Source organism: Methylobacterium platani (assembly GCF_001653715.1).
In the GTDB taxonomy this organism is placed as follows: Bacteria; Pseudomonadota; Alphaproteobacteria; order Rhizobiales; family Beijerinckiaceae; genus Methylobacterium; species Methylobacterium platani.
On record NZ_LWHQ01000047.1, the window covers coordinates 53,522 to 75,240 of the forward strand.

The 21,719-nt window shown below is 71.9% G+C and carries 18 protein-coding genes and 1 tRNA gene; 8 read left to right on the top strand and 11 right to left on the bottom strand.

Annotation, left to right across the window (positions count from 1 at the left end; genetic code table 11):
- Positions 1–18: 18 nt before the first annotated feature.
- Positions 19–1,701 carry a methyl-accepting chemotaxis protein gene (locus A5481_RS22900; RefSeq protein ID WP_064504358.1) on the bottom strand — a complete coding sequence of 561 codons (1,683 nt, stop codon included), beginning with the start codon at positions 1,699–1,701 and terminating at the stop codon, positions 19–21.
- Between the two features lie 523 nt (positions 1,702–2,224).
- Between A5481_RS22900 and A5481_RS22905 the strand changes: the two genes are divergently transcribed.
- Positions 2,225–3,157 (top strand): AEC family transporter, encoded by a 933-nt coding sequence (locus A5481_RS22905; protein WP_064504330.1) that lies wholly within the window; start codon positions 2,225–2,227, stop codon positions 3,155–3,157.
- A gap of 10 nt (positions 3,158–3,167) precedes the next feature.
- Here A5481_RS22905 and rpoH read toward each other — a convergent pair whose 3' ends face one another.
- Together rpoH and A5481_RS22915 are read right to left on the bottom strand one after the other, a co-directional pair.
- The gene (gene rpoH / locus A5481_RS22910) at positions 3,168–4,058 is read right to left on the bottom strand and encodes an RNA polymerase sigma factor RpoH (RefSeq protein ID WP_048447606.1); all 891 of its coding nucleotides are present in this window, start codon (positions 4,056–4,058) and stop codon (positions 3,168–3,170) included.
- A gap of 356 nt (positions 4,059–4,414) precedes the next feature.
- A complete protein-coding gene (locus tag A5481_RS22915) occupies positions 4,415–5,404 on the bottom strand; it encodes an RluA family pseudouridine synthase (RefSeq protein WP_064504331.1) in 990 nt (329 codons plus the stop codon).
- A gap of 100 nt (positions 5,405–5,504) precedes the next feature.
- Here A5481_RS22915 and A5481_RS22920 point away from each other — a divergent pair.
- A tRNA-Glu gene (locus A5481_RS22920) sits at positions 5,505–5,580 on the top strand.
- Positions 5,581–5,870: 290 nt separating this feature from the next.
- Here the strand turns inward: A5481_RS22920 and otnC are convergent.
- Together otnC and A5481_RS22930 are read right to left on the bottom strand one after the other, a co-directional pair.
- A complete protein-coding gene (otnC, locus tag A5481_RS22925; RefSeq protein WP_048434125.1) occupies positions 5,871–6,551 on the bottom strand; it encodes a 3-oxo-tetronate 4-phosphate decarboxylase in 681 nt (226 codons plus the stop codon).
- Positions 6,548–7,612, bottom strand: coding sequence for a LacI family DNA-binding transcriptional regulator (locus tag A5481_RS22930; protein WP_082173132.1), 1,065 nt, complete (start codon positions 7,610–7,612; stop codon positions 6,548–6,550). Before A5481_RS22930 ends, otnC begins: the two co-directional genes overlap by 4 nt.
- 207 nt (positions 7,613–7,819) lie before the next feature.
- Between A5481_RS22930 and ltnD the strand changes: the two genes are divergently transcribed.
- The 3 genes from ltnD (at position 7,820) to otnK (ending at position 10,871) form a co-directional block, all read left to right on the top strand.
- Complete coding sequence (gene ltnD / locus A5481_RS22935) at positions 7,820–8,731, top strand: L-threonate dehydrogenase (protein WP_048434126.1); 912 nt, start codon at positions 7,820–7,822, stop codon at positions 8,729–8,731.
- Between the two features lie 92 nt (positions 8,732–8,823).
- Positions 8,824–9,606 (top strand): 2-oxo-tetronate isomerase, encoded by a 783-nt coding sequence (otnI, locus tag A5481_RS22940; protein WP_048434127.1) that lies wholly within the window; start codon positions 8,824–8,826, stop codon positions 9,604–9,606.
- Positions 9,603–10,871: a 3-oxo-tetronate kinase gene (gene otnK / locus A5481_RS22945; RefSeq protein ID WP_048434128.1), complete on the top strand. Its 1,269-nt coding sequence runs from the start codon at positions 9,603–9,605 to the stop codon at positions 10,869–10,871. The genes otnI and otnK overlap by 4 nt, the downstream gene beginning before the upstream one ends.
- Positions 10,872–10,900: 29 nt before the next feature.
- Here otnK and A5481_RS22950 read toward each other — a convergent pair whose 3' ends face one another.
- The gene (locus A5481_RS22950; RefSeq protein ID WP_048434129.1) at positions 10,901–11,218 is read right to left on the bottom strand and encodes an XRE family transcriptional regulator; all 318 of its coding nucleotides are present in this window, start codon (positions 11,216–11,218) and stop codon (positions 10,901–10,903) included.
- A 230-nt stretch (positions 11,219–11,448) separates the two neighbouring features.
- Between A5481_RS22950 and A5481_RS22955 the strand changes: the two genes are divergently transcribed.
- Positions 11,449–11,922, top strand: a complete 474-nt coding sequence (locus tag A5481_RS22955; RefSeq protein ID WP_048434146.1) for a VOC family protein — start codon at positions 11,449–11,451, stop codon at positions 11,920–11,922.
- A gap of 117 nt (positions 11,923–12,039) precedes the next feature.
- Here the strand turns inward: A5481_RS22955 and A5481_RS22960 are convergent, their stop codons facing one another.
- Positions 12,040–14,313: a ComEC/Rec2 family competence protein gene (locus A5481_RS22960; RefSeq protein ID WP_048434130.1), complete on the bottom strand. Its 2,274-nt coding sequence runs from the start codon at positions 14,311–14,313 to the stop codon at positions 12,040–12,042.
- A 196-nt stretch (positions 14,314–14,509) separates the two neighbouring features.
- Here A5481_RS22960 and gltX point away from each other — a divergent pair, with 196 nt between their 5' ends.
- Together gltX and gltA are read left to right on the top strand one after the other, a co-directional pair.
- Complete coding sequence (gltX, locus tag A5481_RS22965; protein ID WP_048434131.1) at positions 14,510–15,937, top strand: glutamate--tRNA ligase; 1,428 nt, start codon at positions 14,510–14,512, stop codon at positions 15,935–15,937.
- A gap of 251 nt (positions 15,938–16,188) precedes the next feature.
- Positions 16,189–17,481, top strand: coding sequence for a citrate synthase (gltA, locus tag A5481_RS22970; protein WP_048434132.1), 1,293 nt, complete (start codon positions 16,189–16,191; stop codon positions 17,479–17,481).
- A gap of 317 nt (positions 17,482–17,798) precedes the next feature.
- Here the strand turns inward: gltA and denD are convergent, their stop codons facing one another.
- The 4 genes from denD to A5481_RS22990 are packed head-to-tail and all read right to left on the bottom strand — an operon-like array spanning position 17,799 to position 21,614.
- Positions 17,799–18,782, bottom strand: a complete 984-nt coding sequence (gene denD, locus A5481_RS22975; RefSeq protein ID WP_048434133.1) for a D-erythronate dehydrogenase — start codon at positions 18,780–18,782, stop codon at positions 17,799–17,801.
- A gap of 16 nt (positions 18,783–18,798) precedes the next feature.
- Positions 18,799–19,545, bottom strand: coding sequence for an SDR family oxidoreductase (locus tag A5481_RS22980; RefSeq protein WP_048434147.1), 747 nt, complete (start codon positions 19,543–19,545; stop codon positions 18,799–18,801).
- Positions 19,546–19,605: 60 nt separating this feature from the next.
- The gene (locus tag A5481_RS22985) at positions 19,606–20,766 is read right to left on the bottom strand and encodes a GNAT family N-acetyltransferase (protein ID WP_048434134.1); all 1,161 of its coding nucleotides are present in this window, start codon (positions 20,764–20,766) and stop codon (positions 19,606–19,608) included.
- Positions 20,763–21,614, bottom strand: a complete 852-nt coding sequence (locus A5481_RS22990) for an isocitrate lyase/PEP mutase family protein (protein WP_048434135.1) — start codon at positions 21,612–21,614, stop codon at positions 20,763–20,765. Before A5481_RS22990 ends, A5481_RS22985 begins: the two co-directional genes overlap by 4 nt.
- Positions 21,615–21,719: the final 105 nt, after the last annotated feature.

Here is a 21,719-nt window from a genome sequence, read left to right on the forward strand (position 1 = left end):
AAGCGGCGCCGGCGCCGCTCACGCCGCCCGGACGGTGGCGAGGAAGCGGACGACTTCGGCCGAGAGATGCTCGGACTGGCGCGACAGCTCGGAGGCGGAGGCCAGCACCTGATGCGCGGCCGCACCGGTATCCTCGGAGGACCGCGCCACACCCGCGATGGTGCCGGTCACCTCGGACGTGCCGCCGGCCGCCTGCGCTACGTTGCGCACGATCTCCTGCGTGGCCGCCCCCTGCTCCTCGACCGCGGCGGCGATCGAGGTCGCGACGGCGTCAATCTCCCGGATCCGCCCGGAGATGCCCCCGATGGCACCGACGGCCTGACCGGTCACGCCCTGCACCTGGCCGATGCGCCGGCCGATCTCCTCCGTGGCCCTGGCCGTCTGCGCGGCGAGTTCCTTCACCTCGGCCGCCACGACGGCGAAGCCCCGGCCGGCCTCGCCGGCCCGCGCCGCCTCGATCGTCGCGTTCAGCGCCAGCAGGTTGGTCTGGCCGGCGATCGACGAGATCAGGCCGACCATCGCCCCGATCTGCTCGGCGGACTGGCTGAGCTCCTGCACCAGGCGCGAGGTCTGGTCCGCCTCGGCGACCGCGGCCTGGGCGAGGCCCGCCGAGCCGGCGACCTGCCGGCCGATCTCCTGCACAGCAGCCCCCAGTTCTTCGGCGGCCGCCGCCACCGTGCCGACATTGACCGCCGCCACCGCGGCGGCCGCCGCGACGGTGCTCGACTGGGCCGCCGTCTCGGCCGCCGTCGCGGTCATTTCCTGCGCCGTCGCCTGCAGCTCCGTGGCGGAGGACGAGACGATGCCGACGACGCCGCCCACCGCGCGCTCGAATGCGTCGGCCATGTCGCGCATCACCACCTTGCGCTGCTCCTCCGCGCCGGCCCGGGCCAGGGCCGTTTCCTCCTCGAGGCGGCGCGACCGGATCAAGCTGTCCTTGAACACCCCGAGCGCCACGACGATCGCGCTGATCTCGTTGCGCCCGCGGCTCTCCGGGATCACCACCGCCAGGTTTCCTGCCGCCATGTCCCGCATCCAGACCGAGATCGGGCGGAGCATCCGGATCGCCGCGACGCTCCAGGCCGCGACGCCCGCCGCGACCAGGACGGCCAGCAGGCAGAGGCCGAGCATCAGGTAATGGAACTCCGCGGCGACGGTGCGGGTCTCGGCCGTCTGGATCCGGTTCTTCGTTTCCTCGAGATCGATGAAGCGGTTGATATGCGCCAGCCACGCGATGAAGGCCGGCCGCGCCTTTCCGATGAGCAGGGCGGTCGCCTCGGCGAGATCGCCCGCCTGCCTCCTGGCCGCGACGGCCGCGACGAGCGGCATGGTGTGGGCCTCGGCCGCCTTGATGTCGGCCAGGACGGCTCTCTCGTCCGCGGTCGCGTCGCCCGTCGCCATCATCTCATCGAGCTTGACCGCAGAGGCGGCGTATTGCTGCTCCAGGCGGGCGATGTCGCCGAGATTGGCCTTCAGGTCGGCCTCGCCCATCAGCACGACGTCGCGCAGGCCGATCGCGCGGTCGTGGACGCTGCCGCGGAAGTTGATGGCGTAGCGCTGCTTGACGCTGTTGACGTCGTTGACCATCCCCAGGCCTGCTGAGATCTGCCGCATCTCAATGATGCTGAAGCTCGCCAGCGCTATCAGGATAAGGCCGATCACGGCAAATCCCGCGGATATTCTTCCGCTTACCCCGAACATCGTCAGCATTCCTATTTTCAATGCCGTCATTTTGTGAAAATAAGATCTATATTCCAAAAGTTAATTTTTGTATCATTACAATGAAATTCGCTTTCATTACCGAGAGGAATGCAGTTATATAGGGAATATTTCCTCCTGTCCGAGCACTCGACACAACCCAAGATCGCATCTGCTTAGACAATTGACTTCGGTCGACTGCTTCCGACCCCAGAGCCGGGCCTCGCCCGCGCGCCGGCTCCGGCCCTCCGGCGACGATCGCCCGGAGCTGCCGCCCAGTGGGCGGGAGAGGCACTCCCCGGCGGCCGCGAGGCGGGAACCGGACCTTGCCGATTCCGGCGGGCGCGGCCGGATCGCAGATCGTGCCCTCTTTCGCGAGTTCCCGTCCCTGCATCGCGCCGGCAACCGACCCTGCAGGCAACGGTCAGGCTTGACCCAGGCCTCGCTTCCCGTCCCGGTTCGCTGCGGGTATCCCCGCCTGGATCGAGATCGACCGGAAGGCGGCCTCAGCCCTGGAAACCACCCCATGACCGCCGCCGTCCTGCTGGCCCTCCTGCCGATCGTCCTCCTCACCGCCCTCGGCTTCGGCTTGCGCCGCCGCCGCTTCCTCGCGGAAGCCTTCTGGCCGCAGGCCGAGCGGCTGGGCTACTTCGTGCTGCTGCCGAGCCTGTTCTTCCACAGCCTCGCCACCGCGCGGGTCGAGGCGGTGCCGGTGGGCGCGCTCGCCCTGACCCTGATTCTGTCGACGCTCGTCGTCGCCGGGCTGGTGATCGCGGTGCGGCCGCTGCTCCGGGTCGACGGGCCGGCCTTCACCTCGGTGTTCCAGGGCAGCGTGCGGTTCAACAACTACGTCGGCGTCACGCTGGCGGCCGGGCTGTTCGGCGCGCAGGGCATCGCGCTCGCGGCGATCTGCAACGCGGCGATCGTCCCGACGGTCAACATCCTGTGCGTGCTGGTCTTCGCCCGCCACGGCGCGGCGCGGCTGACGCCCCGGGGCGTCGCGAGGCAGCTCGCCACCAACCCGCTGATCGTGTCGTCGCTCGCCGGGATGGCGGTCCAGCTCCTCGGCTGGGGCATCCCGCCGGGGCTTGAGCCGGCCCTGCGCACGCTGGGCGCCGCCTCGCTGCCGATCGGCCTGCTCTGCGTCGGCGCGGCGCTCGAGTTCGCGGGCGCCCGGACCTGGCTGCGGCCGGTGGCCTCGGCCTCGGTGATGAAGTTCGCCGCGATGCCGGCGGCGACCCTGCTGGTCGCGTCGGGCCTCGGGCTGCACGGGCCGGCGCTCACCACGGCCCTGCTGTTCCAGGTGCTGCCCACCGCCTCCTCGGCCTACATCCTGGCCCGCCAGCTCGGCGGCGACGCCGCCCTGATGGCCGGCATCACGGCGGTGCAGACCGTGCTGGCGCTCGTGGCGATGCCCCTGGTGCTGATCGGCCTGTCGGCCCTGGTTCCGATGGGGTGAGGGGCCGGCGTTACGCCGGCACCCCCGCCCGCGGCGCCTCGCGGGTGGCGAGGTTGCGCTTGACCGCGTCCTGCACCTTCTCGAAGGCCCGCACCTCGATCTGCCGCACCCGCTCGCGCGAGACGCCGAACTCGCTCGAGAGATCTTCGAGCGTGATCGGGTCGTCGGCGAGCCGCCGCGCCTCGAAGATCCGGCGCTCGCGCGGATTGAGCACGCCGAGCGCGTCCTTGAGGGCGGCGAGGCGGTTCTGCCCCTCCTCCTCGCGGGCGAGCACGGTCTCCTGGGTCGGGCTGTCGTCGACGAGCCAGTCCTGCCACTCGCCCTCGCCCTCCTCGCGCAAGGGCGCGTTGAGCGAGGCGTCGCCGCCGAGGCGGCGGTTCATGTCGATCACGTCCTGCTCGGGCACGCCGAGGCGGGTGGCGATCTGCTTGACCTGGTCGGGCCGCAGGTCGCCCTCGTCGAGGGCGGAGATGCGGCCCTTGGCCTTGCGCAGGTTGAAGAACAGCTTCTTCTGGTTCGCGGTGGTGCCCATCTTCACGAGCGACCACGAGCGCAGGATGTATTCTTGAATCGCCGCCTTGATCCACCACATCGCGTAGGTGGCGAGGCGGAAGCCCTTGTCGGGGTCGAAGCGCTTGACGGCCTGCATCAGGCCGACATTGCCCTCGGACACCACCTCGCCGATCGGCAGGCCGTAGCCGCGATAGCCCATGGCGATCTTGGCCACGAGCCGCAGGTGGGAGGTCACGAGCTTGTGGGCGGCGTCGCGGTCCCCATGCTCACGCCAGCTCTTGGCGAGCATGTATTCCTCCGTCGGCTCCAGCATCGGAAACCGGCGGATCTCGTCGAGGTAGCGCGACAGGCCCCCTTCGTTGGCGAGCACGGGAAGTGCAGCAGCCATTCCAACCTCCTAGAAGCTCCCCGCAAGAATGGGCGAGCGCGAACGACCTCCCGTTGGCCGGCCGTTCGATCTGCCACCATAGCAGAGAGCGGCCGAGCCGGGTAGCGACGGGTGTCGCGACTAACGCTTGAAGCGCCGTTTGGTGCTGCCGTGGCCGTTTGCCGCGTGCGGTGCCGCACTGACGCAGGGTGAGCGCGCGCCGCCCCTCCCGTCAATGAGACGTCCGTCGAAAAGGTTTCGTCCCGCCGTCCCGCCAGTCCAAATAGAAACCGGCTCATACGGCTTCCGGCTTCCGGCTTCGCCCATGCGCGCGGGCTCGTGATTCCGTTTCCGGAAGGAATTTTCCGGAAACGGAATCAGGGCGTCAGCGCGGCGATCAGCCGGGCCATGTCGGGCGGCGGCGGGCTCTCGAAGCGCAGGGATTCGCCGCTGCGGGGGTGGCGGAAGCCGAGGAGCGCCGCGTGCAGGGCCTGGCGGCCAAGCGCCTCGAGGGCCGCCCGCGCCTCCGGCTCCAGCCGGTTCGCCTTGGTGCGGAAGGCCGCGCCGTAGACCGCGTCGCCGAGCAGCGGATGGCCGCGATGGGCCAGATGCACGCGGATCTGATGGGTGCGCCCGGTCTCGAGCCGGCAGCGCACGAGGCCGACCGGCTCCTGGCGGCCGAGCACGTCTTCCGTGCTGTAATGGGTGATGGCGTGGCGGCCGCGGCCCTCGCGCACCACGGCGATCTTCTCGCGGTTGCGCTCCGAGCGGGCGAGCGCCGCGTCGATCGTCCCGGAGGCCGGCTCCGGCACGCCCCAGACCAGGGCCAGGTAGGCCCGCTCCAGCGGCCCGGTGCGGCCGTGGTCGGCGAATTGCGCCGAGAGGTCCTGGTGGGCGAGGTCGGTCTTGGCCACCACCATCAGGCCGGTCGTGTCCTTGTCGAGGCGGTGGACGATGCCCGGCCGCGCGACCCCGCCGATGCCCGACAGGCTGGCGCCGCAATGGGCCAGCAGCGCGTTGACGAGCGTGCCGCTGTCGTTGCCCGCACCCGGATGCACCACGAGCCCCGCCGGCTTGTCGATCACGATCAGGTCGTCGTCCTCGTAGGCCACCGCGAGGTCGCGGGCCTCGGGCTCCGGCTCGGCCGGGCGCGGGGCCGGCACCGTCACGGCGACGCGCTGGCCCGCGGTCACCTTGGCGGAGGGATCGCCGGCGGGCGCGCCCTCCAGGGTCACCTGCCCCTCGCGGATCAGCGCCTGCAGGCGGCTGCGCGACAGGTCCGGCCATAGCCGCGCCAGCGCCCGGTCCAGCCGCTCGCTCCCCTCCCCCGGCGGGATCGCTCCCTCCCGCACCTCAGCCTCGCTCAAGCCGCCGCTCCCGCCGCATCATCCGAAAACGCCGCCGGCATACGATTTCGGGCTTGTGCCCGTCCAGGCCCGTGGCTATACAGCCGCCATCCGCCGGCCAGCTCCCATCGTCTAGCGGTCTAGGACGTCGCCCTCTCACGGCGAAAACAGGGGTTCGAGTCCCCTTGGGAGCGCCACCGGCCGGAGTTCCTTCCGAAGCTGGATGTCGCAAGTCTTGCCAGATCGTGGCACGCAGCGCGTCGCTTCCCCCCCGATACATTTCTCTCTGCTTGCCGGCACCGAAGCGGCCTTGCGTCATGCCGTCGATCCGGGTCGCGCGCAGCCTTGAGCCGCGCAGCCTTGGCCGGCTGGCGCCGACCCGAGCGCCGACGGTCGCCGGGACGAGGTCGCCGACGGCGCAACCGGAGCGGCTGCGCCCCGCCCCTCAATGGCCGACGGCGCAACCGGAGCGGCTGCGCCCCGCCCCTCAATGATCGTGCCCGTGCTCGGGCAGCGTCAGCCCGAAATGGCTCACCAGGTCCTGCACCTGGGCCGGGGTCAGGTGGCGCGGGTTGAGGTTGCGCAGGAGCAGGTAGAGCTTGGCGGTCTCCTCCAGTTCCTCGGTGGCGAAGACCGCCGCCTCCAGGGTGTCGCCGGCCACCACCGGTCCGTGATTGGCGAGCAGCACCGACGAGTATTGCCCGGCCAGGCCCCGGATCGCGTCGGCCACCGCCGGGTCGCCGGGGCGATAATACGGCACCAGGGCCACCGCGCCGGCCCGCATCAGGCTGTAGGGGGTGAGCGGCGGCAGCACGGCGCGGGGATCGATCTCGGGCAGCATCGAGACCGCGACGGCGTGGGTGGAGTGGAGGTGGACGATCGCCCGCGCCGAGGCGCGGCTGTCGTAGAGGGCGCCGTGGAGCGGGATCTCCTTGGTGGGCTTGTCGCCGGACAGGAGCCGGCCGTCGCGGTCGAGGCGCGAGATCCGGGCCGGGTCGAGGAAGCCGAGAGAGGCGTTGGTCGGCGTCACCAGCCAGCCGCCGTCGTCGAGGCGCAGCGAGATGTTGCCGGACGAGCCCGGCGTCAGGCCGCGCTCGAACAGCGAGCGGCCGAAGCGGCAGATCGCCTCGCGCAAGGCGGTTTCGCTCGCACCCGATACATCCGTCACGCCGTCGCTCCCTCGATCAGCTCGAAGCCGAGATCCACCACCGTCGCCGCGGCGCCCGAGCACAGGAGCCGGGCCGCCGTGGCGCCCGCCTCGACCCGCGGGGTGCGGATGGTGGCGAGCGGCTGCGGCATCAGCCGGCCGACGTCGAGGCCGTTATAGCCGAACAACGCCAGCCGCTCCGGCACCGGGAGGCCGTGGGCGAGGCAGTGGAAATAGCCGCCGAGCGCCATGTCGTCGTTCGAGAAATAGGCCGCGTCGAGGTCCGGGACACGGGCGAGCAGGGCTTCCAGCCCGTGCCGGCCGGCCTCGACCGAGGACGGGCTCGCCACCCGCTCCTCCCCGGCGAGTGCCAGCCCGGCCTCCCCCAGGCCCTCGCGAAAACCCGCGTAGCGCTTGGCGGCGCGGCGGTCCCTGGCGAGGTCGTGGCCGATATAGCCGATGCGGCGATAGCCGCGGCCGGCGAGGTGGCGGGCGCTCGCCGCGCCGGCGGCGCGGTTGGAATAGCCGACCACGATGTCGAGCCCCGGCCCGTCGACGTCGAGGAGCTCGGCCACCCGCACGCCGCTGGCGAGGAGCCGGCGCCGCGTGCCCGGATTGTGCTCGAGCCCGGTGACGATCAGCCCGGCCGGGCGCCAGCTCAAGAGCGAGCCGACCACCGCCTCCTCGCGGTCCTGGTCGTAGTCGGTGACGGCGATCACCGACTGGAATCCCTCCTGCTCGAGCGCCGCGGTCGCGCCGCGCAGGAGGTCGGGGAAGACGATGTTGGTGAGCGACGGGATGACGATGCCGATCAGCCGCGAGCCGGTGGAGGCGAGCGTCCCGGCGATGCGGTTCGGCACGTAGCCGAGGCGCGCCACCGCGTCCTCGACCCGGGCCCGGGTCTTCTCCGAGAACGAGCCGTGGCTGCGCAGCACCCGCGACACCGTGCTCTCGCCGACCCGCGCCTCGCGGGCGACGTCCGCCAGGGTGATCGGGCGCCGGGCACCGCCCTCCTCCCGCCCATCGTCGTCCCGCAAGCTGCCGCTCCTGGCCGCGAAGGCCTCGTTGCCCCCCTCGTCCATCCGCCCTCCCCGTTCGCGCCCGGCACCTTGTCACGGACGCTCGGGACCGCCACGATGTCACGGTTCCCCGGCCGGCTCAACGGCTCCATGGTCCGGATTGGCAGCGCTGCCAATCCTTGCTAGGACGTGTGTGAGTGCTCGGGACGAGGGCGCGGCGTCAGATCGCGCGAGATGCGGGCCGCGCGCGGTCCGCCAGGAGGAAACGGCATGAGCGACACCCCCGCCCGCGTCGCGGTGATCGGCCTCGGCTCGATGGGCTACGGCATGGCGCAGGCCCTGCGCCGGGCCGGCCTCGACGTCGCCGGCAGCGACGTCTCCGCCGACAGCGTCGCGCGCTTTTCCGCCGAGGGCGGCCGCGGCGCGCCGAGCCCGGCCGCGGCCGCGGCGGATGCGGCGATCGTGGTCTGCGTCGTCGTCAACGCCGCCCAGACCGAGGCGGTCCTGTTCGGGCCGGACGGCGTCGCCGCGGCGATGCCCGAGGGCTCCGTCTTCGTCTCCTGCGCCACCATGGACCCGGAGATCGCCCGCCGCCTCTCGGCTAAGCTCGAGGCGACCGGCCGGCACTACCTCGACGCGCCGATCAGCGGCGGCGCCCAGCGGGCGGCGCAGGGCGAGCTGACGATCCTGGCCTCGGGCAGCCCGGCCGCCTTCGCGGCGGCCAGGCCCGCCCTCGACGCCATGGCGGCCAAGCTCTACGAGCTCGGCGACGCCGCCGGCCAGGGCGCGGCGTTCAAGATGATCAACCAGCTCCTGGCCGGCGTGCACATCGCCGCGGCGAGCGAGGCGATGACCTTCGCGGCCCGCCAGGGCCTGGATCTCCGCAAGGTCTACGAGGTGATCACGGCGTCGGCCGGCAATTCCTGGATGTTCGAGAACCGGATGCCGCACGTGCTCGACGGCGACTACGCCCCGCGCAGCGCCGTCGACATCTTCGTCAAGGATCTCGGCATCGTGCAGGACATGGCGCGCGGCCAGAAGTTCCCGGTCCCGGTGGCGGCGGCCGCGCTCCAGATGTTCCTGATGGCCGCCGGCGCCGGCATGGGCCGCGACGACGACGCCTCGGTGGCGCGGATCTACGCCCAGGTGACCGGTACCGCCCTGCCGGGCGGGGCGGGCTGAGCCCGGTCGGGCGGAGCGAAGCCGGGAACCATAAGCGATTCAGGATCCGTCGCGCCCTCAAAGGGTGCCGCGCCGATCAAGGGAGGACCCTCATGCCGCGCTTTGCCGCGAACCTGACCCTGATGTTCACCGAGGTCCCGTTCCTCGACCGCTTCGCCCAGGCGGCGGAGGCCGGGTTCGAGGCGGTCGAGTTCCTGTTTCCCTACGAGCACCCGCCGGAGGCGATCGGCGAGCGGCTGAAGGCGCACGGCCTGACCCAGGCCCTGTTCAACCTGCCCCCCGGCGACTGGGCCGCGGGCGAGCGCGGCCTGGCGGCGCTGCCCGACCGGTTCGAAGAGCTGAAGGGTGGCGTCGAGACGGCGCTGGCCTACGCGCGCGCCACCGGCGTCGCGCGCCTGCACCTGATGGCCGGCATGGCCGACCGGAGCGACCGACAAGCGCAGGATTCCTATCGCCGCGCCGTCGCCTGGACGGCGGAGCGGCTCGAGCGCGAGGGGCTCGACCTCGTGCTGGAGCCGATCAACGCCCGCAACATGCCGGGCTACTTCCTCGACGATTTCGGCTACGCCGCCGCGCTGATCCGCGAATTGGCGCGCCCGAACCTGAAGCTGCAGTTCGACCTCTACCACTGCCAGATCCTGCACGGCGACGTAACGATGCGGCTGCGCGCCCTGATGCCGATGATCGGCCACGTCCAGACCGCGAGCGTGCCCGAGCGGCACGAGCCCGGCAGCGGCGAGATGAACGACGCCGTCCTGTTCGCCGAGCTCGACCGCCTCGGCTACGACGGCTTCATCGGCTGCGAGTACAACCCGCGGTCCGGCACGCGCGAGGGCCTGGGCTGGTTCACCCCCTACAAGGGAGCACGGGCATGACCCTGGCGCTGGGCTGCATCGCCGACGACTATACCGGCGCCTCCGACCTCGCCAACACCCTGACCAAGGCGGGCCTGCGCACGGTCCAGACCATCGGGGTGCCGGCGGACGACCTCGCCCTGCCCGAGGTCGACGCCGTCGTGGTCTCGCTCAAGAGCCGGTCGATCCCCGCCGACGAGGCGGTGGCGCGCTCGCGCGAGGCCGCCGCGTGGCTGAACGCCAGGGGCGCCGGCCACCTGCTGTTCAAGGTCTGCTCGACCTTCGATTCGACCGACGCGGGCAATATCGGCCCGGTCACCGACGCGCTGCGCGCGGATGCCGGCGATGCGATCGCGCTCGTCACCCCGGCCTTCCCGGAGACGGCGCGCACCGTCTATCTCGGCCACCTCTTCGTCGGCGCGGTGCCGCTCGCCGAGAGCCCGCTGAAGGACCATCCGCTCAACCCGATGCGGGATTCGAACCTGGTGCGGGTGCTGGCGCGCCAGAGCCGGGCGGAGGTCGGGCTGATCGACCTCGCGACGGTGGCGCAAGGCGCCGACGCGGTGAGCGCGCGGCTCGATGCCCTGGCGACGGACGGCAAGGGGGCGGCGATCGCCGACGCGGTGCTCGACCGCGACCTCGCGGTGCTGGGCGCGGCGGCGCTGACCCGCAGGATCTCGACTGGCGCCTCGGGCCTCGGCCTCGGCCTCGCCCGCGCGCTGGTGGCGGCGGGCCGCGTCGCCCCGGCGGCCGCCGAATCCGATCTCGGCCCCGCGATCGGCGGCCCGGCGGCCTGCCTTGCCGGCAGCTGCTCGCAGGCGACCCTCGGGCAGATCGCCCGGGCCGAGGCCGTCATGCCGGTGCGCCGCCTCGATCCCGCGCGGCTGCTCGCCGGCGAGGACGAGGCCGGCGCGGCGCTCGCCTGGGCGAAGGAGCGGATCGGCGACGGCCCGGTGCTGATCGCCAGCAGCGCCGGCCCGGAGGAGGTCGCCGCGGTCCAGGCGCGTCACGGCCGCGACGCCGCCGGCCACGCCATCGAGGCCGCGATGGCGCGGATCGCCGAGGGGCTGGTCGCCCTGGGGGTGCGCCGCCTGGTGGTGGCGGGCGGCGAGACCTCCGGCGCCGTGGTCGACCGCCTCAGGCTTCCGGCCTTCCGGGTCGGCCCCGAGATCGCCGCCGGCGTGCCGGTCCTGCGCACCACCGACCGCGACATGTGGCTGGCGCTCAAGTCCGGCAATTTCGGCGGGCCGGACTTCTTCGCCGATGCGCTCGCGTTGATGCCGTAGGGTCGGTCGACCTGGCCGGCATGGTCCGGTCAGGTCGCGCAGGCCTCGGCGCGGCGTGGCTGGACCACGAGCCGCACCTCCAGGTCGCCGTCGCGTTTTTCCAGGATGGTCATCAGGCGGTCGAGGGTGAAGCGCCGCAGTCGCGGGTTGCGGATGCGCGAGAACTCGCTGTGGGCCACCCCGGTCGCCGCCTCGCCATCGCGGATGGTGAGGCCCCGCGCGTCGAGCGTCCTGACGATCTGGGCAGCCATGAGGGCACGGGCCTGTTCGAGGTCCGGATGCGGACGCTTCAGGTCGCGATCGACGTTGCCGCTCCCGTGAACGAGCTCGAGACCGTCGTCGCGCATCGCGAGGCCTCTCGTGATTCGTTCCGATTCGTGAAGCCCCTCGTCTCGCCTATCAATCCGGATCCCTGCAACCCTCACACTCACTCCGGGGCTGCGCAGCGGAGCCCGGACTGACGCGGGGGATCTGATTGCCGTCGAGCTTCGGGTTGAACCCAGTCACCTCGACCGTGTGAGCGTCAGCTATCGACCCGTTGCAGACGAGCGGCCCCTTTGCCGGTAGAATGTCCTGCATGACGGAACACACGAGCATCCATGTGCAGCGCGCCGATCATATCGGCTTCGCGGTTGGCTCCCTCGACGAGGCACTTCGGTTCTGGGTCGATGGACTCGGCGCACGCCTCGTGCGGACGGGCGAGATGGGGGGCGAGTTCCTCGGTCAGGTCACCGGAGCGCATGGGGCGAAGGTGCGCCTGGCGATCGTTTCGCTGGCGGATCAGACGATCGAACTCCTGCAGTATCAGGGTCTGGACCGGCCGAGCGTGCCAGCCAAGCCGTTCGACCCGGGCTTCGCGCATCTGGCCCTCGTGGTCGATGACATCGACGCGCTCCTGGTGCGGATCGCCGCCTACGGCTGGAAGGCGCAAGGCACGCCGCAACCGATCGCGAGCGGTGCGCGGGCTGGAACGCGGGTGATCTACGCCGTTGGCCCTGACGGCGCGACGATCGAGTTCATGCAGCCGCCAGCTACCGCCAAGGATCACTGATCCCGCCGGGCGGGTGTCCGCTTCCCACCCTCGGCAGTCCTTCGCAGGGTCAAGCTGATTGAGTTTTTGCCCCTGACCCGATCCCCCAATCGGCGCCGCTCGACGCGATGAGGCCGCTCAAGGCTCGACCTGACCCTCCGCCTCCTCGTCCGGCGGCACGGCCGGTGCCGCCGGCCCGGGGGTCGCGTTCGGCGCGGGCGCGACCGGCTTCGGCGGAGCCGGCACCGTCACGGCCGGCGCCGGCCGCCACGGCCGCGCCTCGCCCGGGCGCTTGGCCGTCTCGACCACGACGCCGTCCGCCGTGACGCGCAGGGTCGTCGAGCCGTGCGCCGCCAGGAATTTACGGTCGAGGACATACGTCGCGGCGCAGCCCGGCGGCGCCTCGAGCCGGGTGACCACCACGGTCGCGCGGGCGCAATCCTCCGGGAAGGCGCGCTTGTCGCGCACCAGGGCCACGCTCATCCCCTGCGGGCCGCGGCCGACGCAGCCGAGCTTGTCGCAAGCTGCGCCGGCCGTCAGCCCGGGATCGTCGCGGGAGCGGCCGTCGCCGTCGGCCTTCAGCCATTGCTCGAGCACGAAGGCGGGGGGCTTGCCCAGCACCACGAGGCGCCCGTCGGCCCCGCGCAGGGCCGCACCGCCGCCCTCGCGGTCGACGTAGAGGTCGGGCCGCACCGGGCTCGCGGCGAGCGCCAGGCCGACGAGGCCGGGGGCGAGGCCGAGCCAGCGCAGGCCCGACACCGGCAGCACCAGGAGCAGCAGCGCCACCGTCATCAGCCCGAGCGCGCCCGCGCCGAAGGCCGGCAGCACGACGGTCGCGCGGTCGAAGCTCTCGATCCAGGCCGAGATGTCGATCATGCCGCGCACGGCGAGCCCCATCGTCCACCAGACCGGCCGGTCGAGGGCGAAGGGATGGGCGAGGATGCCGAGCACCGCCGCCGGCATCACCACGAGCGAGACGAGCGGCAGGGTGAGCGCGTTGCCGACGAGGCCGAAGGGCTGCACGGTCTGGAAGTGGTAGGTGGCGAAGGGGGCGGTGGCGACCTGCGCCACCAGCGTGGTGGCGAGCGTGCCGACGACCGTGGCCAGCAGCCAGGCGAGCCCGCGGGCGATCGGCCCGGCCCCTTCCGGGTTCCACAGCCGCCCGTCGATCAGCCTGGCGCAGGCGATGAGCCCGGCCACCGCCCCGAACGACATCTGGAAGCTCGGGCCGAGCAGCCCCTCCGGCTCGCGGGCGAGCGAGATGAGCGCCGCGAGGGCGAGGTTGCGCAGGCTGAGCGCCGGCCGGTCGACCAGGATCGCCCCGAGCATCACCAGGGTCATCACCAGCGAGCGCTCGGCGGCGAGGTCCCAGCCGGAGAAGGCGCAGTAGCCGGTGACCCCGATCATCGCGAAGGCGGCGGCGATCTTCTTGATTGGCCAGGCGAGCGCCATTCCCGGCACCAGGGCGAGGAGCGCCCGGGCGAGCCAGAACACCACGCCGGCGGCGAGCACCATGTGGAGACCGGAGATCGACACGACGTGGTAGATGCCGGCCGCCCGCAGGGCGTCGTTGGTGTCCTGGTCGATCAGGCCGCGCTTGCCGGTGACGAGGGCCGCCGTCACCGCCCCGGCCTGGCCGCCATTCGCTTCGGCGATGCGGCGGGTGAGGGCGTTGCGGGCCTCGTCGAGGCCGGCGGCCAGCCGCAGGGACCAGGGCGCCGGCTCGGGCGGCGGCTTGACCGCGGCGGCGCCGAGAAGCGAGCCGACCGCGCCGATGCCGCGGAAGTAGGCGTCGCGGGAGAAATCGTAGCCGCCCGGCCGCGCCGGCTCCGGCGGGGGCAACAGGCGCGCCTTGGCCTCGATGTAGTCGCCGGGCTTGAGGCCGTCGGCGCGCCGGTACGAGACCCGGACCCGGGCCGGGCGCTCGGCCGCCGGCATCGCGCCGAGGCGCACCACCCGCACGACGAGGCGCGCGCCCTCCTCGCGCTCCTCCAGCGCCTCGACGAAGCCGTGCAGCGGCGCGATCACGGTGCGGGCGAGAACAGGGGCGGCGACGCTCGCCGTACGGTAGGCGGCGGCGGCAAAGCCGAGGAAGACGAACGCCGCCGCCAGCAGCAGGGCCGGCGCCACCGCCCGGGCCCGGAGCGCGACGGCGCCGCCGGCGAGCGCGAGGCCGGTGCCGAGGGGCGCGGGCAGGAACACGGCCCCGTCGGCCAGCGTGAGAAACAGCAGCGCGCCGGCCCCGAAGGCGACGGCGAGCCACGGGAACAGCCGGCGTTGCGCGGCCTCCGCGGCGAGGCTGCCCGAGACCCAGCCACTGAACGCCGGCAGCAGCAGCACGGGGGCGGGCAGCGCGCGCAGGCCGCGCGCCAGGACTCCCGTTCCTGCTGTTCCTGCTCCCGGCCCCGCCATCGCCCGCCCTGCGACGAGGCTGCGCGCAACCGCTGCTCCCCGGGGCTGCCGGCGAACGGCCGGGCCCGGAGACGGTTTCTTAACGGCTCGTCTCGCGCATGCTACAGGACCCGGCGCCGGCGGGTCGACTCGGTCGACCCTGCCCTAACGGCCCCGGCCACACCGTTTTTTCGCTCTCACCCGGTTCTCGAAGCGCATGTCCTCCGTCGTCACCCGCTTTGCCCCGTCGCCCACGGGCTTCCTCCACATCGGCGGGGGTCGCACGGCGTTGTTCAACTGGCTCTATGCCCGCCGGCACGGCGGGCGGATGCTCCTGCGCATCGAGGACACCGACCGCGAGCGCTCGACGCAAGGAGCCATCGACGCGATCCTCGACGGGCTCAACTGGCTCGGCCTCGATTGGGACGGCGACGTGGTCTACCAGTTCGCCCGCGCGGACCGTCACCGCGAGGTGGCCGAGGGGCTTCTCGCAACTGGTCGGGCCTATCACTGCTACGCCACGCCGGAGGAGCTGACCGAGATGCGCGAGGCCGCCCGGCGCGAGGGCCGGCCGATCCGCTACGACGGCCGCTGGCGCGACCGCGACCCGGCGCAAGCGCCCGCCGGCGTCAAGCCGGTGATCCGCCTGCGCGCGCCCACCGACGGCGAGACCGTGGTCGAGGACGCGGTCCAGGGCCGCGTCGTGTGGCAGAACAAGGACCTCGACGACCTCGTCCTGCTGCGCTCGGACGGCACGCCGACCTACATGCTGGCGGTGGTGGTCGACGACCACGACATGGGCGTGACCCACATCATCCGCGGCGACGACCACCTGACCAACGGCGCGCGCCAGACCCAGATCTACCAGGCCCTGGGCTGGGACGTGCCGAACATGTCGCACATCCCGCTGATCCACGGGCCGGACGGGGCGAAGCTCTCGAAGCGCCACGGGGCGCTCGGGGTCGATGCCTATCGCGACCTCGGCTACCTGCCGGCGGCGCTCCGCAACTACCTCGTGCGCCTCGGCTGGAGCCACGGCGACCAGGAGATCTTCTCGACCGAGGAGATGATCGCCGCCTTCGACCTCGCCCAGGTCGGGCGCTCGCCGGCCCGGTTCGACTTCGCCAAGCTCGAGAACCTCAACGGCCACTACATCCGCTCCTCCTCCGATGAGGCGCTGGTCGCGGCGATCGAGGCGATCCTGCCGACGCAGGGCGCGCGCTGGGGCCTCTCCGCCCCCCTGGCGCCGGAAACCCGCGACAGGTTCATCGCCGCGATGCCGGGGCTGAAGGAGCGGGCCAAGACCCTGATCGAGCTCGTCGACAGCGCCTACTACCTCTACGCGCCGCAGCCTCTCGCCCTCGACGAGAAGGCGGCCGGCCTCCTCGGCAATGGCGGGCGCGAGCGGCTGGCGGGGGCGCTCACCCATCTCGAGGCCCTGACCGAGTGGTCCGCCGCCTCGACCGAGGGTGCGGTGCGTCACTTCGCCGAGACCGCCGGGGTCAAGCTCGGCCAGGTGGCCCAGCCCCTGCGGGCGGCGCTGACCGGCCGGGCGACCTCGCCGCCGCTCTTCGACGTGATGGCGGTGCTCGGCCGCCAGGAGAGCCTGGAGCGGCTGCGGGCGCAGGCCGCCGCCGCAGCCTGAGGACGCTCGCCGCCGGAAGCACAACTTTTCCGCGCACCCCCGCGAATCCGTCGTCGCGGGGGTGATCGGACGACCCCTGAACAGAATCTGAATTCTGTCATCCGGGCGGGGAGGCGCGGTTGATGCCGGTGCGTCGATCCGCTAACCCGGTCGGCGAGTGAGCACCCGCAGCAAAGTTCGCCGCCCTGCCCCGGGGGCCGCGGTCGAGGCGCCGACGCTCAGTCTCGTTGATGGAAAGGGTCCGCAACCCCATGAGCCTCCCCACCAGCACCCTCACGGTGAACGGCCGCGCGGTCGAGATGCCGACCAAGACCGGCACGATCGGTCCGAGCGTCATCGACATCAGCAAGCTCTACGCGCAGACCGGCCAGTTCACCTACGACCCGGGCTTCACCTCGACGGCGTCCTGCGAATCGAAGATCACCTACATCGACGGCGACGAGGGCGTGCTGCTGTATCGCGGCTACCCGATCGAGCAGCTGGCCGAGCACGGCGACTTCCTCGAGACCTGCTACCTGCTGCTGTACGGCGAGCTGCCGACCGCGGCCCAGAAGGCCGATTTCGACTACCGCGTCACGCGCCACACCATGGTGCATGACCAGATGAACCGGTTCTTCCAGGGCTTCCGCCGCGACGCCCACCCGATGGCCGTCATGGTCGCCTCGGTCGGCGCGCTCTCGGCGTTCTACCACGACTCGACCGACATCACGGACGAGAAGCAGCGCATGGTCGCCTCCATGCGCATGATCGCCAAGATGCCGACGCTCGCGGCGATGGCGTACAAGTACACGATCGGTCAGCCGTTCATCTACCCAAAGAACGACCTCGACTACACCTCGAACTTCCTGCGGATGTGCTTCGCGGTGCCGTGCGAGGAGTACCAGCCGAACCCCGTGCTGTCGCGCGCGCTCGACCGGATCTTCATCCTGCACGCCGACCACGAGCAGAACGCCTCGACCTCGACGGTGCGGCTCGCCGGCTCCTCGGGCGCCAACCCGTTCGCCTGCATCGCCGCCGGCATCGCCTGCCTGTGGGGCCCCGCCCATGGCGGCGCCAACGAGGCGGCGCTGAAGATGCTAGCCGAGATCGGCACGCCTGAGCGCGTCGGCGAGTACGTCGCCAAGGCGAAGGACAAGAACGATCCCTTCCGCCTGATGGGCTTCGGTCACCGGGTCTACAAGAACTACGACCCGCGCGCCCGCATCATGCAGAAGACCACCCACGAGGTGCTGAGCGAGCTCGGCATCAAGGACGATCCGCTGCTCGACGTCGCGATGGAGCTGGAGCAGATCGCCCTCAAGGACGAGTACTTCATCGAGAAGAAGCTGTACCCGAACATCGACTTCTACTCGGGCATCACGCTGAAGGCGATGGGCTTCCCGACCTCGATGTTCACGGTGCTGTTCGCGCTCGCCCGCACCGTCGGCTGGATCAGCCAGTGGGCCGAGATGATCGAGGACCCGTCCCAGCGCATCGGCCGCCCGCGCCAGCTCTATACCGGCGCCCCGAAGCGGGATTACGTGACGGTGGCTCAGCGGGGCTGAGGCTTCCTTCACCGGGAATGGAGAACGGGCGGCACGCGGGTGCCGCCCGTTTCTTTTTGTGCGCCAACTTTGGCGTTGCTGGCCGGGTCTTCTCCTCTCCCCGCAGGCGGGGAGAGGGCCGTGCGCCTGTTCAGGGTGCACGGCAAGCGAAGGCGCAGCCGGAGCGAGGGTGAGGGGGTTATCTCCGGATGAGGCTCCTCCGGAAACACCCCCTCACCCTCGCCCTGCGGGCTCACTGCGCTCCCTGAACGGGAGCACAGTCCTCTCCCCGCCCGCGGGGAGAGGAGAAACCCGCGTTTTGACGACGAAGACGGACCTTACGCCGGCACCTTCCCGCCCAGCTCGTCCTCGATATGCGCCCGCACGATGGCGTCGAAGTCGGGCTCGGCCTTGAAGCCGAGGTCCAGCGCGCGCCGCGCGTCGAAGGTGCGGGGCCAGCCGGCGACGATGCGCTCGATGGTGGGATCGGGCTCGCGGCGGATGCGGGCGACGGCGGACTCACCGGCGGCGCGGCGCAGGGCCTCGATCTGCTCGGCGACCGTCGCTCCGACGCCCGGCATGGTCAGGTTGCGGCGGTCGCCGAGGCGCTTGGTGTCGAGCGTCGCGGCGTGGATCAGGAAGCCGACCGCCGAGCGCGGCGAGGCGTGCCAGTGGCGGACCTGGTCGGAGACCGGCAGCACCGCCTCCTGGCCGGCCAGCGGCTCGCGGATGATGCCGGAGAAGAAGCCCGACGCCGCCTTGTTGGGCTTGCCCGGCCGCACGCAGATGGTCGGCAGGCGGATGCCGACGCCGTCGAAGATGCCGCGGCGGGAGTAGTCGGAGAGCAGCAATTCGCCGATCGCCTTCTGGGTGCCGTAGCTGGTGAGCGGCGCCGTCAGGTACTCGTCGGGGATCGGCTCGGGCATCGGCGCGCCGAACACCGCCACCGACGAGGTGAAGACGAAGCGAGGCTTGTAGCCCTCGCCGATCGCCCGCACCGCGTCGTAGAGGCGGCGGGTGCCGTCGAGGTTGATCCGGTAGCCCTTGTCGAAATCGGCCTCGGCCTCGCCCGACACGATGGCGGCGAGGTGGAAGATCACGTCCGGCCGGCCGGCGACGAGACGCTCGGCCTCGCCGGGCTCGGAGAAGTCGGAGGCCGAGAGCGAGACCGGGATCGCGGTGCCGGCGGGGGCTTCCGGCGGCACCACGTCGTGCAGGGTCAGGCGCGAGATCGTCTCGCCGCCGAGCGAGCCGTCCTTGACCAGCCGGTCGAGGAGCTTGCGGCCGACCATGCCGGCGGCGCCGAGGATGAGGATATGCATCGTCGTGTCTCCGTCCTCAGAGCGTGAAGCCGCCGTCGGCGACGTGGGTCTGGCCGGTGGTGAAGCGGGATTCGTCCGAGGCGAGGTAGACGGCGAGGGCGGCCATCTCCTCCGGGGTGCCGAGGCGGCCCATCGGCTGGCGGTCGATGAAGGCCTGGCGGGCGGCCTCGACCGAGGTCTTGTTCATTTCCGCGAGCGCCGCGATGCGGTCGTCGAGGGAGGGCGACTGGATCGTGCCGGGGCAGATCGCGTTCGCCCGCACGCCGCTGCGGATGAAGTCCCGCGCCACCGCCTTGGTGAGACCGACCACCGCCGCCTTCGAGGCACCGTAGACGTAGCGGTTCGGCGCGGTGGCGTCCGCCCCGACCGCCGAGGCGATGTTGACGATCGAGCCGTTGCCGCGCTCCAGCATGCCGGGCAGGAAGGCCCGGATCGTGCGGTGCATCGAGCGCACGTTGAGGTCGAAGGCCAGCTCCCACTCGGCGTCGGTGCAGTCGAGGATGGTGCCGTGGTGGACGAAGCCGGCGGCGTTCGCCAGCACGTCGACCGGCCCGGCCTGCCTGGCGAAGTCCGCGATCGCCGTCTCCGAGCGTACGTCGAGGGAGAAGGCCCTGGCGCCGTTCAGCCCGTCGAGCTTGCCCGCGTCGAGATCGGTCGCCAGCACCTCGGCGCCCTCGGCGAGGAACGCCGCCGCGATGGCGCGGCCGATCCCCTGCCCCGCCGCCGTCACGACCGCGCGCTTGCCCGTCAGCCGTCCCGCCATGTCCATTCCTCCCGTGATGTCCCGCCCTGCTCGTTGGCGGGCTTGTCGTGTGTCGCCGCTTCAGGCGAGGCGCTTGTGCATATGCACCAGGCGCCGGTCCGGCAGATCCTCGACCCGCGCGGTGGCGTAGCCCCGCCGCGCGTACCAGTCGATGTTCCGCACGAGCTTGTCCCCGGTGTAGAGCCGTAGCTCTGACAGGTCGAGGTCCCGCGCCCGCGCTTCGGCCGCCGCCAGCAGGGTGTTGCCGAGGCCGGATCCCTGGTGCGCCGGATCGACCGCGACGCTCCAGATCGTCAGGTGGTCGGGCGCAGGATCGAGCACCAGGGCGCCAACGGGCGCGCCGTCGGTCTCCGCCAGCCAGACCTCGTAGCGCCCCAGCACCTCGGCGGCGGGCGTGAGGAGCGGCACCGGCTCGACGCCGAGCAACGGCCGGTTCGGCGCGTAGGCGGCTTCCTGCAACGCCGCGAGAGCGGATTCGTCGGCGGTGGTCGCCCGGTGCAAGCCGCTCCCTGAGATCGTCGCCCGGTTGAGCGCGCCGAGGCGGAAGCTCTGGCCGCCGTCGAGATTGGCCGGATCGAGCCAGCGGTCGAAGCCCTGCCGGATCTGCGGCCACTCGCCGTCGAGCATCGAGAACCAGGCCGTGTCGCGGTTGCGGCCCTTCACGATCATGCCCTGGCGGAACAGCCCCTCGTAGGAGAAGCCGAGCCGCTCGGCCGCCCGGCGCGAGGGCGCGTTGAGGGCGTTGCACTTCCACTCGTAGCGGCGATAGCCGAGGCCGAAGACGTAACCGGCCATGAGCCGCATCGCCTCGGTGGCGCCGGGGGTGCGCTGCAAGGCGGGGGTGTAGAGGATGTTGCCGACCTCGATCACCCGATTCGCCCGGTCGATCCGCATCAGGGCGGCGTGGCCGATCGCCTTTCCCGTCCGGGCGTCCAGGATGGCGTAGAACAGCGGATCGGCGGAGGCCGCGCAGGCTTCGAGAGTGGCCTGGAAGCTCTCGCGATCGTCGAACGGGCCGGCCGCCATGTACTGCCACAGGGCTTCGCTGCCGGGGCCGACCGCGCCCTCGGCGAGATCGGCGCCGTGCGCCGCCGCGTCGAGGGGCACGATCCTGACGTGGCGCCCGTCGAGGCGCACCCGCTCCGGCGCCGGCGCCGGGCCGGCCTGCGCGACAGGCCGGCCGATCGGCAGGCCGGTGACGGGATCGCGATCGGAGTTCATGCGCCGCCCCGCTCCTTCAGGTCCTTGCGGAAGAACCCGTTGATCTCGGAAAAACCGACCGAGCCGTCGAAGCCGCCGAAGCTGCCCTCGTCGTGGATGCGCTTGGCGGCGCGGATGAAGCCGGTCCAGGCCGCCCGCGCCAGCGACGAGCCGACGCTGATCCGGCGCACGCCCAAGCCTTCGAGGTCGGCGACCTTGAGGCCCGGATTGGTGCTCATCAGGATGTTGACCGGCACCGGCGCCAGCGCCTCGACGAGCGTCCGGATCTCCTCGCGCCGCTTCGGCCCGGGGGCGTAGACGACGTCGGCGCCGGCCTCGGCATAGGCCTGGAGCCGGCGGATCGCCTCCGGCAGCGGCTCGGGATGGCCGGTGAGGTAGCATTCGGCCCGGCCGGTCAGCATCACGTCGGCGCCGGACGCATCGATCGCGGCCTTCGCGGCGCGGATGCGCGCGGCGCCCTCCCGGATGTCGTAGAGCGGCCGGGCGGGATCGCCGGTGGCGTCCTCGATCGACAGGCCGGCGACGCCGGTGGCGATGCAGGCCGTCACGTTGCGGGCGACGCCCTCGGGATCGTGGGCGTAGCCCGATTCGAAATCGGCGTTCACCGGCAGGTCGGTGGCGGCGACGATCTCGGCGATGTGGGCGAGCATCGCGTCGAGCGGCACCGCCCAGTCGGTGTCCGGCAGGGCGCGGGTGAAGGCGAAGCCGGAGCTGGTGGTGGCGAGCGCCGGGAACCCCATCGCCGCGAGGTAGCGGCTGGTGCCGATATCCCAGGGATTCGGCATCACGAAGCAGCCGGATTCGTGCAGCCGCCGGAAGGCGGCGCGGCGTGCGGCGAGATCGGTCATCGGGGCTCCCCCACCCTTCGGTCCGGACACTTCCTCACACGGCGCGAGCGCGGCTGTAAATCGGCCGGGCGGGCGAAATCTTTCCTGTCGGCCTGCGGGCTGGGC